This is a genomic window from Streptomyces coeruleorubidus (assembly GCF_028885415.1).
Classification (GTDB): Bacteria; Actinomycetota; Actinomycetes; order Streptomycetales; family Streptomycetaceae; genus Streptomyces; species Streptomyces coeruleorubidus_A.
Genome location: NZ_CP118527.1, coordinates 9297892 through 9311089 on the forward strand (window position 1 = coordinate 9297892; position 13198 = coordinate 9311089).

At 68.3% G+C, this 13198-nt stretch carries 15 protein-coding genes and 2 pseudogenes; 10 read left to right on the forward strand and 7 right to left on the reverse strand.

All coding sequences use genetic code 11. From position 1 onward, the window contains the following. Positions 1–226: 226 nt before the first annotated feature. Positions 227–979 carry a pentapeptide repeat-containing protein gene (locus PV963_RS42750; RefSeq protein ID WP_274821806.1) on the forward strand — a complete coding sequence of 251 codons (753 nt, stop codon included), beginning with the start codon at positions 227–229 and terminating at the stop codon, positions 977–979. 225 nt (positions 980–1204) lie between these two features. Here PV963_RS42750 and PV963_RS42755 read toward each other — a convergent pair whose 3' ends face one another. Together PV963_RS42755 and PV963_RS42760 are read right to left on the reverse strand one after the other, a co-directional pair. After that, entirely contained in the window at positions 1205–1474 is a 270-nt protein-coding gene (locus PV963_RS42755) for a hypothetical protein (protein ID WP_274821807.1), read from the reverse strand. 78 nt (positions 1475–1552) lie between these two features. Then, positions 1553–1957 carry a DUF6336 family protein gene (locus tag PV963_RS42760; protein ID WP_274821808.1) on the reverse strand — a complete coding sequence of 135 codons (405 nt, stop codon included), beginning with the start codon at positions 1955–1957 and terminating at the stop codon, positions 1553–1555. Positions 1958–2240: 283 nt separating this feature from the next. Between PV963_RS42760 and PV963_RS42765 the strand changes: the two genes are divergently transcribed. The 4 genes and pseudogenes from PV963_RS42765 to PV963_RS42780 all read left to right on the forward strand — a co-directional run. After that, positions 2241–2858 carry a LysE family translocator gene (locus PV963_RS42765; protein ID WP_274821809.1) on the forward strand — a complete coding sequence of 206 codons (618 nt, stop codon included), beginning with the start codon at positions 2241–2243 and terminating at the stop codon, positions 2856–2858. A 30-nt stretch (positions 2859–2888) separates the two neighbouring features. Next, positions 2889–3605 (forward strand): MOSC domain-containing protein, encoded by a 717-nt coding sequence (locus tag PV963_RS42770; RefSeq protein ID WP_274821810.1) that lies wholly within the window; start codon positions 2889–2891, stop codon positions 3603–3605. Between the two features lie 187 nt (positions 3606–3792). Beyond that, positions 3793–4641: an MOSC domain-containing protein gene (locus tag PV963_RS42775; protein WP_274821811.1), complete on the forward strand. Its 849-nt coding sequence runs from the start codon at positions 3793–3795 to the stop codon at positions 4639–4641. A 126-nt stretch (positions 4642–4767) separates the two neighbouring features. Then, a pseudogene (locus tag PV963_RS42780) lies at positions 4768–4866 on the forward strand (IS21-like element helper ATPase IstB); the annotation flags it as partial. A gap of 31 nt (positions 4867–4897) precedes the next feature. Here the strand turns inward: PV963_RS42780 and PV963_RS42785 are convergent. Together PV963_RS42785 and PV963_RS42790 are read right to left on the reverse strand one after the other, a co-directional pair. After that, the gene (locus PV963_RS42785) at positions 4898–5464 is read right to left on the reverse strand and encodes a hypothetical protein (protein ID WP_274821812.1); all 567 of its coding nucleotides are present in this window, start codon (positions 5462–5464) and stop codon (positions 4898–4900) included. A gap of 233 nt (positions 5465–5697) precedes the next feature. After that, positions 5698–6381: an NADPH-dependent F420 reductase gene (locus PV963_RS42790; RefSeq protein WP_274821813.1), complete on the reverse strand. Its 684-nt coding sequence runs from the start codon at positions 6379–6381 to the stop codon at positions 5698–5700. A 73-nt stretch (positions 6382–6454) separates the two neighbouring features. Between PV963_RS42790 and PV963_RS42795 the strand changes: the two genes are divergently transcribed. Beyond that, positions 6455–6826, forward strand: coding sequence for a winged helix-turn-helix transcriptional regulator (locus tag PV963_RS42795; RefSeq protein WP_274821814.1), 372 nt, complete (start codon positions 6455–6457; stop codon positions 6824–6826). Here PV963_RS42795 and PV963_RS42800 read toward each other — a convergent pair. Next, positions 6818–7647, reverse strand: a protein-coding gene (locus PV963_RS42800) for an IS5 family transposase (protein WP_425541000.1) whose coding sequence is annotated in 2 segments (ribosomal slippage) — positions 6818–7287 and positions 7287–7647 — 831 coding nt in all. Because the reading frame shifts where the segments join, the coding sequence is not laid out codon by codon here. The genes PV963_RS42795 and PV963_RS42800 overlap by 9 nt on opposite strands. Positions 7648–7939: 292 nt before the next feature. On the opposite strand from PV963_RS42800, the gene PV963_RS42805 reads away from it, so the two are divergent. The 4 genes from PV963_RS42805 (at position 7940) to PV963_RS42820 (ending at position 11321) form a co-directional block, all read left to right on the forward strand. Beyond that, a complete protein-coding gene (locus tag PV963_RS42805) occupies positions 7940–8536 on the forward strand; it encodes a hypothetical protein (protein WP_274821816.1) in 597 nt (198 codons plus the stop codon). Between the two features lie 378 nt (positions 8537–8914). Beyond that, entirely contained in the window at positions 8915–9418 is a 504-nt protein-coding gene (locus tag PV963_RS42810; RefSeq protein ID WP_274821817.1) for a DUF402 domain-containing protein, read from the forward strand. Between the two features lie 1235 nt (positions 9419–10653). Beyond that, complete coding sequence (locus PV963_RS42815) at positions 10654–11094, forward strand: VOC family protein (RefSeq protein ID WP_250053425.1); 441 nt, start codon at positions 10654–10656, stop codon at positions 11092–11094. Between the two features lie 17 nt (positions 11095–11111). Next, positions 11112–11321: a hypothetical protein gene (locus tag PV963_RS42820; RefSeq protein WP_274821818.1), complete on the forward strand. Its 210-nt coding sequence runs from the start codon at positions 11112–11114 to the stop codon at positions 11319–11321. A gap of 138 nt (positions 11322–11459) precedes the next feature. Here PV963_RS42820 and PV963_RS42825 read toward each other — a convergent pair whose 3' ends face one another. Next, on the reverse strand, positions 11460–11810 hold the full coding sequence (locus PV963_RS42825; protein ID WP_274821819.1) for a hypothetical protein: 351 nt from the start codon (positions 11808–11810) through the stop codon (positions 11460–11462). Positions 11811–11936: 126 nt separating this feature from the next. Next, positions 11937–12738: pseudogene (locus PV963_RS42830) on the reverse strand (IS5 family transposase). Between the last annotated feature and the right edge of the window lie 460 nt (positions 12739–13198).

Here is a 13198-nt window from a genome sequence, read left to right on the forward strand (position 1 = left end):
AACCATGACCAGAGGCATACCGCGTGCGGGGGCACGCAGCAGGCAGCTTCGGCAGATCGCAGAGCGCCGGGTGCGGGCGACAGGACAACGAAGTGGACAACGTGCCAGAGCGCCGCTGGGAGCACGTCGCGCCGGATACCGTCGTAGGGCACCGGAGCGAAGCGGCATCGGCGTCGTACCAACGACGGTCGGTCCGCCTGCGGGGACGGGAGAATGGGGCCATCGGATGGGTCTCGTCGCGGCGATGCTCCCCGGGCTGGCAGCAGTCGCCGCGCTGGTTTTCACCTGGGTGTCCGTGACCCAAGTGTCCAACGAGTTGGCCATTTCGGAGCGGGGACAAATCGCGGATCGACACGACAAGGCGTGGCGAGGGCTCAGCGACAGTTCCGCGAGCGTTCGCAGAGGCGCAATCTTTGCCCTGCGAAGCATCGCGCAGGACTCTCCACGGGAACAGGCGGCGGTGATCGATGAGTTGTCGGCGTACATCCGCGTCCGTGCCACCAAGAAACTGTCGACAACCGAGAAGGCCCCCGACATCAAGGCAGCACTGTCGGTGCTCCGTGAGCGCGACCCCTCACACGACGGTAACGGCACCATAGATCTCAGAGGCGCCAAGCTGATAGACGCCGATCTCCACGGAGCCGACCTGACCGGGGCGAACCTCGTCGGAACGGTCCTCTCCAACTGCAACTTGGAAGGCGCAAACCTCTCCGGTGCGAACCTCAGCCGCGCCTCGCTGAGACAAGGGACGCTGAGGGGTGCCAATCTGACAGACGCGGTCCTGACCGGAGCAGATCTCGCGGGAGCCGATCTCACCACAGCGAACCTGGAAGCCGCACGTCTGGAAGGCGCGAAGAATCTGACAAGCGTTCAGCGCCCGGAAGCGGATCTACCGACGTCAGGACCGACCCCCACTTCGTCGCAGCCGGCCGAACAGCGGGACGCGCAACGAGAATCGGCACTCGACTCGATTCGATGACAAACCGACGGGCGGCGCGGACGCAGTCGGGGACCGGCGCCCGCTCGCCAGTGTTGCGCGTCGGCGCCGCCGCCGCGCCGGCCGGGCCGCCGACGGTGCGGTTGCCGGGTCAGGGGTCGCTGGAGGAGGCGCCGGTGATGTGGTCGACGCCACGGAGCATCGGGGTCAGCTCCTGCGCGCAGCCGCACAGGACGCACAGCCGGGTGCCCGGGGGCTCCGCCGCGTTCAGGGCCCGCGCTCCAGATCCAGCAGCTGCGCCCCCTGCGGCGCGCCCTTGCAGCCCGCCGTGTGCAGGACGCCTCCAGCCGGGCCGCGCTCACCGCGCAGCTTCTGCAGCACCCGTCCTGACGGCCTGTGCTCCCTAAGGATCTCCCGGACCATCGACTGCGGTGTCTTCTCTGGCAGTTCGGTGACGACCTGGTCGTAGTCGACGTTGTCGACCGGTCGCACGTGCTCCGGGGCGCGCATCCACACCCGGCACTCCGCCGCTTCCACGTCGCCGTCCTAATGGTGAAGAGGCAGTGTTCTGGTCTTGCACTATTCACGCGACCGCTTGCCGGTCGAGGGCAAGTTCTAGCTGTGCAACCAGCTGCCGTAAGGTGCGGCGGCCACGAGTTGGCACAGCCCGAGAGCGGCAGCTCCGAGGACAAGCAGAAACAGCCCGGAGCGCAGGAACAGCGGACCCACGACGGTCACTGAGGCGGCCTGTCCCGTGATGGTGCGCCAGTCCCGCACGCGTCGGATGTCCCCCGCACTGGCCCACCAAAAGCCAGCGCCGACCACAAGCAGGATCGCACCGAAGAGGCCGACAACACCACCGACGACGGCCAGGAACTCTCGTCGGTCGCTATGGTCCGTGATACTCAAAGCCACCACCACGAGCGGCACCACGCCCAGCAGGCCGAAGGTCACGCCTCGCCGCGCAACGTCCGCCGACCGCAGCCGCGGCAGCATCACGCCGTCTTGATCCAAAGCCATGGCCAGCACCCTAGCCCGCTCGGCCCGAGCAGCCGCAACGCCCCTGGCCGCCACCACGCCGACAGCCCGCCGGACCCTACGAGCCCTGACAATGCGACATCCTGGTCCGAGATTCAGCGCCACCTGTAGTTCGGCGATCGAGGTGATCGAGCGGCAGGGGCTGGACAGGCAGCGGCAGCGAGGATGGCCTACTCGGTGGTCGGCTTGAACTCACGCCGGAGGAGGGGCGACCGTGATCGTTGTCACACACGAAGTGTGACGGTTCCACAGCAGACTGACCCTCATGTGGACGCAGATTGCCGCGGCGGCCGGAGTGCTCGCCCTGTTGACCGTGGTGCCGGGGCCGGACATGGCCGTGGTCACCAAGCGCGCGATCGCCTCCGGCAGGTCGGAGGGCCTGCGCACCGCCGCCGGTATCACCACCGGGCTACTGGTGTGGGGCGTGTTCACCGTCGTCGGGCTCGCGGCGGTCCTTGAGACCTCGGCGGAGGCGTACTTTATTCTCAAGATTTTGGGTGCCGCGTACTTGGCTTTCCTCGGTCTACAGGCCCTGTGGCAAAGCCGCCGCTCCGCGCCGAGGACTGCCGAGCCGACGGCCACTGGCTCCGGGCGCGCGTACCTGACGGGCCTGACCACCAATGTCCTGAACCCGAAGATCGCCGTGTTCTACACCGGTCTACTTCCGACCCTGGCCCCGGACGGACTGCCCACGGCGGTCGGCATGGGGGTGCTGGTGCTGTTGCACGCGGCACTGACCCTGACCTGGCTCGGCAGCTACGTCTACCTCGTCTCCAGGGCGCGCTCGGTCTTCGAACGGCCCCGCGTCCGGCGCCTGCTGGACCGAGTGACGGGCGTGGTGCTCATCGGCTTCGGGGTGCGGGTGGCTTCGGAAGCCAACTGAGGAGCAACTCATCATGGGAGGGATGGACGCATGGGCAGGGTGCTCGGCACGATAGAGCGGATCTGGCGGTACCCGATCAAATCCACCGGTGGTGAGCCGTTGGACGAGGTCGCCGTCGATGCCCGAGGCCTCGTCGGCGACCGGCTCTACGCGGTGCGGGATGCCGAGGGCAAGTTCGGCTCGGGCAAGAACACGCGTCGCTTCCGGCGGATGCCGGGACTGTTACAGCTGCGGTCCCGGTACCCCGGGGGAGCAGTTACAAGGGTTCCTGAGCTGCTGGACCCGGACGGCGTGCCGGTATTGGATCCCACCACCTACGTGCGGCGTTATCTGGACCGGAACGACGTCGAAGTGGCTCGCGAGGGCACGGTCTCGCATTTCGACCAGCTCCCACTCAGCCTCCTGACCACCGCCACCCTTGACTGGGTCCGCGCGGCCGTTCCAGGCGTGCCCGTCGACGAGCGCCGCTTCCGGCCGAACCTGCTGGTGCGGACACCGCCGGGCACACCTGCGTTCGTGGAGGACGAGTGGTTCGGCAGCGCTGCCCGCATCGGTGGCACTCTGCGCATACGGTTCGAACGTTCCAGCGAACGGTGCGTGATGACCAACGAGGCCCAGCAGGACCTGCCGCACTCCCCGCTGATCCTGCGAGCCATCGCGCAGGCACATGACATGCGGCTGGACGCACTGGCCACGGTTGCACAGCCGGGGCGTGTGCGACTCGGGGACACTGTCGAACTCACCTGATCCACTCCGGTACTTCCGAGAAAGGGGGGCGTCGAAGGCGAAGTCGGCCAACGCCGCCGCCACCACCTGGTGCCCGTCCCCGACGGCACCGTCGCCGAGTACTTCGCCATCGAGAAACTCTTGTGAGACGCCATCACCCTGATCTGAAACGCACCCGGGGCGGTGTGGCAGCGCCCATGATTGATCCATGGGAATTGTGACGGCGTTACGCCGGTATCCGGTGAAGTCCATGGTCGGCGAGGCTCTGACAAGCGTGGCGGTCACCGAACGCGGGCTGTGCGGAGACCGGGTGTCCGCCGTTCTCGACGATGCGGGCACCGTCGGCAGCGCCAAACACCCCCGCAAGTGGGGCCCGTTGCTCCGCTGCCGCAGCAGGTTGACCAGCACCGACACGGTCGTGGTCGAGCTGCCGGACGGAATCGTTCTGTCGGTCGGAGACCCTGACCTGGACGCGCGGCTGTCCAAGCTGCTGGGCCGCCCCGTTTCCTTGTCGGCCAACCCACAGGAGCACGGCGGCGCGCTCGAGCGGGCAGTGCCCGAATACGAGGGCGGTGTCCCAGACACCGTGCGGAGCACAGCAACCACCGACGCTACTGGAGCGGCCATCACCTCCGGCCAGGTCGCACCGGGGACCTTCTTCGACTACGGCACAGTCCACCTCGTCACCACAACCGCCCTCGCGCGCCTGCGGGCCACGTACCCCACCGGAGACTTCGACCCGCGCCGCTTCCGGCCCAACCTGGTTGTCGACACGCCCGACGGGCCAGGTTTCCCCGAGGACGCCTGGATACATTCCCGTTTACGCATCGGCGAGGCTCTCTTCCGGGCCGTGGTGCCCACACCCCGGTGCGTGATCCCCACGCTCGCTCAGGAGGAGTTGCCACCCGACCCCGGCATCATGCGTGCGGTCGCCCGCGAGCACCGCATACCAGTCTTCGACCTGGGCCGGCTGTCGTGCGTCGGGGTATACCTGGAGGTCCTGGAACCCGGCACGGTCCGGATCGGCGACTCGGTCACCAGACTGGGCAACTTGTGACCAGCGCCCATTGACTCGTTCACGACGGGCCTCGAAGAGCGTCGACGCTCCGAACAGCAGATCAGGCCGCCTTCCCGCAGGAGAAATCTCTGCGGGCTTCGACTCCCGCCATCGTGGGCCGGCTCACGGCTCACCTTCGGCGGCAACATCATCGAGACGGGCACCGAGTCCTGCCGGCTCGCCAGCACCAAGGCCCGAGCGGCGCAGGACACTGCCACCAGCTGACGGTGCTTGCCCCATGACGGGGTTTCGCCTCTCACCCGCGCGTGCGGCGCCGGTAGTAGTGCACAGTCACCACACCCAGCAGCGGGCCCCAGGCGGCCACAGGCAGATAGCAGGCGGTCAGGAGCCAGCTGCCCCACTGAGTGATGTCCATCTGAGCGTGCAAGGTCGTCCAGACAAGCAATACTCCGTAGATGCCGCAGGCGAGTGCGCCGAACGCCGCCGGGATGACCGCGGCACGTACCGGGACCGGACGGCCTCCGAGATGCGGCAGCCAACGCGGCCACACTTCTCCCCACGGCCGCACCAACCCGAATGTCAGCCAGGCCAGACCTTCTTGGGCCAGCGACAGCACAGGCAGGACCAGCAGGCCCCAGCCGGGCAGGAGCATCGCATCGTACTCGGACTGTCCGAGTCCAAGCGGAACACCCAGCACGGCGGCGAGGCGCCACAAAGCCGACGGCAGAGACACCCAGACGACCGCTGCCGCCGCACGTCGTGCCCAGGCCGGGACGCCCGGGGCCGTCCGATCCGATGCGCGGTCGGATAAGTGCTTTCCTTCGGTCGGCACGTTGCCGGAGAAGGGAAGAGTGGTGGGCATGCGGCACGCTCCTCGATCAGCGATGTCGTCCGATGCCCTTGATGCTTTCGCAGGCCCCGCCGCCCGGCCTCCGGCCATGGCATGAACACCATCCGCCACACGGGGTAACCGCATGGCCGCCCTATCAACCCCGTGGATCACTGAGCGGACCAGAGAGCGATTCCTGCGTTGTGGAGTGCCGCCATACGGCATCGCGGCGGCCGGTGCGCAGCAACCTGTCGGCATAAGAACTCCTAACGAAAAGCCTTTTCGGCGTCTTCTGGTTCCTCATGTCTCGGCCCGGCGGCATAGGCCAGCGGGGGTGCGATTGCTTGAGCATCGGCTCCCTCGCCGACCCATAGCCCGATGAAGAGCGCGGCGGTCGCTTCCAGGAGTCCCGCTCGTTCGAGACCGCCGCCCGCCACGGGCTCGCAGCCGGCGTGCCGCACCAACTGGTGTACGAGCGCGAGGGCCGTTTCGTCGTCTCCGCAGACCGGAATGGCCAGTGGCCGCCCGTCGAAGATGGGCGGCGACATGCGCCACACATCCTCGTGGCAGAGATTAAACGCCTTGATCACATGAGTTCCCGGTGCCGCCGCGGCCAGTTGCTGTGCGGCTGAGAGACCGCCCTGTGTCAGCAGCCGGAAGCCCGGACCAATCGGATTGGAACAGTCGATCAGCACCTTGCCGTCCAGGACCGCCCGCAGTTCCCTCGCCACGCGCGCCCCCGCGCCGAAGGGCAGCGCGGCCAGCACCACCTGACCGAACTCGGCCGCCTCGCGGAGACTGGCAGGCTTCGCGCTGCCCCCGAGGTGCGTCGCGAGCCGCTCCGTCTTGTGCACGTCCCGCCCTCCGATGGCCACGTCGTGCCCGGCCCGGACCCAGTGGGTGGCAAGCGCTTCCGCCATGTTGCCCGTGCCCAGTACGCCGATTCTCATCACGCATTCCTCCCAGGACCTGCTCGGACCGTTCGCAACGACGCTAGAGGGCCCCTCGGGCACCATTTGGTACGTGACGACCGACGCCTTCCTCGCCGACTGCCGTGCCCGCCTCGCCTTCGACCTCCTCTCCAACACCTGGAACCCCGTCGTGCTCTGGGCACTGCGGGTCGGTCCCAGACGCCCGGTCGAATTACGCGAGCAGATCGGGGGAATCAGCTCCAAGGTCCTCACCGAGACGCTGCGGCGCCTGCAGTCCAAGGGACTGGTGGACCGGCAGGCCCACCCCGGAGCGCCACCGCGAGTTGAGTACCAACTCACCACCCTGGGGCGGACTTTGCTGGCACCCATCGACGCTGTTGGAGCATGGGCCTTCGAGCACGGCGATGAAGTCATGGCTGCCCAGGAAGCCGAATGCACCACCACCAAGTCCCCCTCAGAGTGAGCGCAGACGTCTCCAGCAGATGTGTGCGCACCCGAGGGTGAGGAAGGCTTCGTGGATGTCGTCGCGGATCTCCCAACGAATCCGTAAGCGGCGGAACCAGTGCAGATGGGCAAAGGCGCGCTCGACGACCCAGCGTTGGGTGCCGAGCCCGGAGCCGTGCTCGGTGCCCCGGCGCGCGATCAGAGGCTTCACGCCGAGATCCCAGACCAAGCGCCGGTACTTGTCGTGGTCGTAGCCGCGGTCGGCGAGCACCATGTCCGGGCGGCGCCGGGGCCGTCCGCGCTTGCCGCGCACGGGCGGCACGGCCTGGAGGAGTGGGATCAGCTGGGTGACGTCGTTGCGGTTGCCGCCGGTCAGGGTGGCGGCGAGGGGGATGCCGGTGGCGTCGGTGATCAGATGATGCTTGCTGCCCGTCCTGCCCCGGTCGACGGGGCTTCGTCCGGTCTTGGCTCCCCTTTTAACGCCCGGATGTGGGAGCCGTCGACGGCCGCCCCGGAGAAGTCCAGGGCGTTCGCGCTGCGCAGCTCGGCCAGCAGGACCTCGTGGAGCCGGGGCCACACCCCGGCCTCGGTCCAGTCGGCCAGGCGCCGCCAGCAGGTCATCCCCGATCCGAAGCCGAGTTCCTGCGGCAGATGCTCCCAGGAGATCCCGGTGTGCAGGACGAACAGGATGCCCTGGAACACCAGCCTGTCCGGATGCCGTTTGCGTCCCGGATGTCGGATCCGGCGCTCCACCTTGGGCAGCAGAGGCTCGATCACCGCCCACAGGTCGTCGCCAACTTCCCACGGCTTCGGCCGCGCCACTCCGCACCCCCAGATCATCAGTCCCGAAGTGATCCAACCACCTCGTAGATCATTTCGTTAGGAGTTCTAAGGGGGAGTCCGGGTCGGCTGGGCAGGCCGGAGAGCGGGTCGCGGCGGGCGGCGAGACCCAGGTTTGCGCAGTCCGCCCGCTTTACCGGGCGGCACCTGCCGTCATTCTTCGGTCGCACCGCCCGTCGGCCTTCAGGCGGAGCTGAGTTCAGCCCGCGGAGCGATCCTCGGTGGCACCCCTGGCTGGGATCTTCACTACTGAACGGGCTGGGCACCAGTCCACCGAAACCGAGGAGTGCATATGCAGTCGCTCCCGCACGTCGAAGAACTCATTGCCGCCCGTCCCGGACGACTCCGCGCCGCGTGGCGGGCGGCCCACCAGCCCGTTGCCGGAGTGTCTCGGCGGATGCAACTCGTGGCCTACGCCGTGCCGTTAACCGTCCTGCCCTCGAGTATCTGGCGGCTCCCGGTCGCGTTCGACGACGGGATCGGGGTCGGTGAGCGGGCGTACGTCGTTCTCCTGTCGATAATCTCCGAGATTTTCGCGTTCACCGCGATCGGCCTGATCGCCCGCTGGGGCGAGGTGTTCCCGCGCTGGGTCCCGTTCCTGCGCGGCCGCAGGGTCCCTACGAAGGCAGCGGTCATCCCGGCCGCCGTCGGGGCCACGATCCTCACCCTCCTGTTCACCGTCCTGTTCATTGCCTCTGAGATCAGGGGCACGACCATCCGAGGCGACGACCTGCCGGCCGGCTACCCGAGTCAGGCCACCGGCTGGGAGGCTGCCTGGTTCTATTTCTGCTACGCGCCGCTGATCCTTTGGGGGCCGCTGCTGGCCGTGCTGACCGTCGCGTACTGGAAGCGCCGTCGTGCGGCCGAGAAGATGACCGCGGCGGCATGAGTACCGGGAAACGGTCGTCTACCGACGCCTGCCTCGGTGATAACGAACGTGGCGCTCCGCGGCCTCTTCCGTCGGCGGACTGACCGGGCAAGCCGAAAGGGCCCCTGGGCAAGCCTCACCCGAACGGGGGCTTGCCCTGGTCGTCCCGTCGGCGCTGGGCTGGACCCCGCGGGCCGAACAGCCCGGTCGCGGCGAAGGGGGAACGGATGCGCAGCTTCGAGTCGGGACAGACGGTGGTACGGCGCGACGTGAACCGCTCCGGCCGCGTGTGGAGCGAGCACACGCTGCGCGTCGTCGGCGACACGAGCGAGGCCCTGGTGGCGGCCTGTCCGCCGGGAGCCCGAGACCCGCTGGCCCGCCCTGTACGTCAAGGCCCGTGTGGACGGCGACCGTGCGGTGCGCAAGGAGGCGTTCGACGCGCTGGCGTGTGGCATGTGGGAGTTGGCGGCCGCGGTGTGGCAGGAGACCGAGTTGCTGCTATGGAAGCCGCCGGCGGCGTGGTTCAGCGTCAACGCCTTCTACACCGTGGGCGGGTTGCGGAACTGGTACGTGAACTTCGAGCGCCCCACCGCTCGGACCGGCAATGGGCTCGACACCTTCGACCTCACATTGGACTTGGTCGCCGCCCCCGACCTGACCAGCTGGCAGTGGAAGGACGAAGACGAGTACGCGCACGTGCGGCGGCTCGGCATCGTCAATGACACCGAGCACCAGGCCGTGGACGCTGCCCGTGACCAGGCCCTCGCGATGCTCGAGGAACGCTCTGGCCCGTTCGCCGACGCCGACTCGTGGTCGGCCTGGCGGTGGAACCCGGCCTGGCCCATCCCGAGCCTTCCGCGCCCTGCGGCGGCCGGACACGGGGTTGCATCGACAGGCGACTGAACCGTTGCACGGTTGCCTCCAGTGGGGGACCGAAGGTGGGAGCCCGGAGCCCCCCCAACCGGTCACCCTCCATTCCGGCAGGTCAGCCCCGGTGGGCAAGCCGTTCGGACACGATGACACCTCTTCCCCACGCGGCAGCCGAAGGGAAGAGGTGTCATCGGTCGGGGCGGAACCGGTGCAGCGATTTGGAAACCCACGCCTGGCAGCCCGATGAGTACGAGCACGACCTGGCGACAGAGATGCGCGCGGAAGGCGGAGCCAGCGCCCACGCCGTACGCGTCGGGCTGCGCGCGGCCGGCCTCGAGGTCTCCCCACGGGCGGCTCTCACCCGTCGCAGCGCGGTGCGCCGCGATCCTGGCTGGACCACTGAGATGCTGCCGGCATTTCCGGAGATCGAGGCCGGGGCCGCGCAGCTGCCGGACGCGACCGCCCTGGATGGCGAGCTGATCATATGGGACACCGCGGGCCGCCTCGCCGTCGAGCGGCTGCAGAACCGGCTTCAGCGGCGTGGCGCCGGGGCGGCCCGTGCGGCGGGCGAGTGCCGGCCCACTTCGTCGCGGTCGATCTGCTGCGGCTGTCCGGGACCGACACGACCAGCTGGCCGTATCGGCGGCGCAGGACCGCGCTCGAGTCCGTGTTCGCCGCCTGCCGGCTGTCCGCCTCATGGGTGCTGTGCCCGTCGACCACCGACCCGGACACCGTGAGCGAGTGGCTGACGTGGGCGTACCTCGGCGATGAGGCTCGGCTGGACGGTGACGTACCGGAGCTTGTTCCCAGGGCTCCATCCGGCGCTGATCTGTATTCCCGTCCACGGATGCTCGGGCCCGCCGAGGCGTCAGCGCGGCCCCCGGCTCGCGCCGGCGCCGCGCGGCGGCGGGGCCCGGACGGGTGCGGCGAGGGCGAGCGGCACGGGGAGCTCCACCCGCCAAGGGTGACCCGGCACCGTGAATTAATGGGGGAGGCGCAATGCTCAAGCGCGCACGCTGCGAATCGTCGAGGAAGCATGGAAAAGCGGGGACGGCACGCTGCGGCTGGTCGTCTCTGGGAGCGGCCACCTGCGCCGCACTCAGCCTCGGTGGTGGCGCCTGGCTCGCGGGTCTGCTGTAGCGGTGCTGAGGCGCGATCCAGATTTTTTGGAGTTCGGCGGTCTGAGGGTGTCGAGAACGTGCCACCGGCTCCGTCCCAGGGACATCAGCGGCCAACACCGGCCGCACGAGGAAGAAGGAGAAACCAGCATGGCGATTCAGCGGATGGACAACGTCGGCATCGTCGTCGAGGACATGGATGCCGCCATCGCGTTCTTCGTGGAACTCGGTATGGAGCTGGAGGGCAGGGCGGAGGTCGAGGGCCTCGTCGCCGACCAGTGCACCGGACTCGACGGCGTCCGCTGTGACATCGCGATGGTCCGGACCCCGGACGGTCACAGCCGGCTCGAGCTGGCGAAGTACCGCAGTCCCGCGGTGATCAGTGCCGGGCCGCGCAACCGGCCGCACAACATTCTGGGCACGCACCGCGTCATGTTCGCCGTGGACGACATCGAGGACACCGTTGCCCGCCTGCGCCCTCACGGCGCCGAACTCGTCGGCGAGATCGCCCGGTTCGAGGACAGCTATCTGCTCTGCTACGTCCGTGGGCCGGAGGGCATCATCGTCGGACTGGCCGAGCAACTGCGCTGAGAAGGAGGAACCGAACCATGCAGCCGAGCGAGATCATCGAGGTTCTGAACCGCCCGGTCAGCCAGGAGCTGCTGGCCCGTGACGTCACCCGCCTGGTCTACGTCGCCAAGGACGGAGCTTCGCGCAATGTACCGATCGCCTTCACCTGGAACGGGCTGCACATCGTCATGTGTACGGTGAAGCACGCGCCCGAACTCCCGTGGCCACCCTCGCGCACAGGCTCCTGAAACGACGGCAACCAGTAGGTGAGACACATCTGGGATTGATGCGTTGCGTAGGTGTCCGCTCGTCCGACCCGAGGTCATGGCCCTGTCCTCCCGAAGCTGCCGCGAAGTGACAAGTAGCTCTTTGTAATCAGAGTGACGCTAGGTCAGGGTGAGCGAGGTGGGGTCCGGGAACTTCGCCAGCCGGAGGGCGGCGAAGTCGGCGTGTGCCGCCTCGACGGCCCCGGGGTACGTCTCTCGTTTGGCGCGCTCAGCGAGCGCCCGGTAGACACTGGCCACCGAGGGATTCTGGCCCTTGCGCTTGCCGGTGGGGATGATCAGGCCGGGCTGGACCGGCTCGATGGACTCGCCGTTGGCCCGACGGCGGAGCACGGTGTGCAGCATCTCGTCGGTGATGACCGGCGGCCGGCCGTCGTGCTTGCCCTTGCGGACGGCGGTGTCGAGCCCTTCCAGCGTCGACTCGCGAATGTTCTCCCGCTCGGTCTCTGCCATCGCCGAACAGCAGCTTCCCCGGCCCGGTGGGGTCGTAGATGCCGGGCAACGGACCGGCGAGCATCTCCAGGACCAGGCTGTGGCCGGTGTCGAGTTGGGAGTCGAGTTCCTGGCTCAGACGTCGTCTCATTTGGCGAGTCGGCGGTAGCAGATCAGGCTGCAGGCGATAGCGGTGAAGGCCAGGAAGTGCTCGGCCTTGCGTTCGTAGCGGCGGTGTAGGCGGCGGCAGCCGCCCAGCCAGGACATCGGCGCTCGACGGTCCAACGGTGCCGGCCAAGCCGTGTGGATGACTCGATGCCTTTTCGGGCGATGCGGTGGCGGACACCCCTCTTGCGCAACCGTCGCCGCAGGTGGTGGTAGTCGTATCCCTTGTCCGCGTGGCGCTTGGCCAGCCGTCGCCTGCGTGGGCCGCGGCGGGAACGGATCGGTGGGATGCCCCGCACCAGCGGCTGAAGTGGCTGGCTGTCGTGGAGGTTCGCGCCGGAGATGCCAATGGAGAAGGGTAAACCGGTCCGCTCGGTGATCAAGTGGGTCTTCGAGCCCTTCTTGCCCTGGTCGACAGGATTCGGACCTGTCAGCTCCCCCCTTTCAGGGCCCGCATGTACACCGAGTCGATCGCACACCGTGACCAGTCCAGGTTTCCGCGCGAGCCGAGTTCGTCGAGGATGAGGCGGTGCAGCTTCGCCCAGGCCCGGGCGGTACACCACTCGGTGAACCGGCGGTGCGCGGTCGGCCCCGACGGGCCGAAGACCGGCGGCAACTGCCGCCAGTGCAACCCGTCGTAGCCACAAAGATGATCGCCGCGAGGACCTCGCGGTCACCGTACCGCCGCCAGCCGCCGACCGCCGCCCTGCGGCCGTGTTGGAGCAGGTGGGACCACCCGCTGAAACCCCTCCCGCAATCCGTCCGGCACCATGCGCTCGACCATCACTCTCGGACCGGACGTCGAAGCGGGATGGCCGCTGGCGGGACCATCGTGAGGTGATCGACGCGATCGCCTTCAAGTTCCAGACCGGTACCCAGTGGGTGCACCCTGCCGGAGAAGTACGGCAACTGGCGGGGCGTCTACAACCGGCTGCGGATGTGGGCCGTCGACGGCACGTGGGAGTGGGTGTTCACCGCCCTGGTGGCTCAGGCCGACGCAGACGAGGACGTCAGCTGGGCCGTGTCGGTGCACTCCACGATCGTGCGGGCTCACCCGCATGCGCCGGGGCCCGCAAAAAGGGGGCCCCGGCCGACGCACCGGACGACCACGCCATCGGCCGGTCCCGCGGCGGACTGACCAGGAAGCCCATCTCGGAGCGCCCACCCGTCACGCAGTGACAGACCTGATGGCATGTCAATACCCGTTGTGACTGGGCACGTCCGGGCGTACATTCTGCAATCCG

Bases quoted from the DNA above. Each gene is read 5' to 3' on its own strand.
- PV963_RS42785 (WP_274821812.1), bottom strand. From the start codon at position 5,464: ATGCCCACCACTCTTCCCTTCTCCGGCAACGTGCCGACCGAAGGAAAG.
- PV963_RS42760 (WP_274821808.1), bottom strand. From the start codon at position 1,957: ATGGCTTTGGATCAAGACGGCGTGATGCTGCCGCGGCTGCGGTCGGCG.
- PV963_RS42825 (WP_274821819.1), bottom strand. From the start codon at position 11,810: ATGGCAGAGACCGAGCGGGAGAACATTCGCGAGTCGACGCTGGAAGGG.
- PV963_RS42775 (WP_274821811.1), top strand. From the start codon at position 3,793: ATGGGAATTGTGACGGCGTTACGCCGGTATCCGGTGAAGTCCATGGTC.
- PV963_RS42750 (WP_274821806.1), top strand. From the start codon at position 227: ATGGGTCTCGTCGCGGCGATGCTCCCCGGGCTGGCAGCAGTCGCCGCG.
- PV963_RS42815 (WP_250053425.1), top strand. From the start codon at position 10,654: ATGGCGATTCAGCGGATGGACAACGTCGGCATCGTCGTCGAGGACATG.
- PV963_RS42790 (WP_274821813.1), bottom strand. From the start codon at position 6,381: ATGAGAATCGGCGTACTGGGCACGGGCAACATGGCGGAAGCGCTTGCC.
- PV963_RS42805 (WP_274821816.1), top strand. From the start codon at position 7,940: ATGCAGTCGCTCCCGCACGTCGAAGAACTCATTGCCGCCCGTCCCGGA.
- PV963_RS42820 (WP_274821818.1), top strand. From the start codon at position 11,112: ATGCAGCCGAGCGAGATCATCGAGGTTCTGAACCGCCCGGTCAGCCAG.
- PV963_RS42770 (WP_274821810.1), top strand. From the start codon at position 2,889: ATGGGCAGGGTGCTCGGCACGATAGAGCGGATCTGGCGGTACCCGATC.
- PV963_RS42765 (WP_274821809.1), top strand. From the start codon at position 2,241: ATGTGGACGCAGATTGCCGCGGCGGCCGGAGTGCTCGCCCTGTTGACC.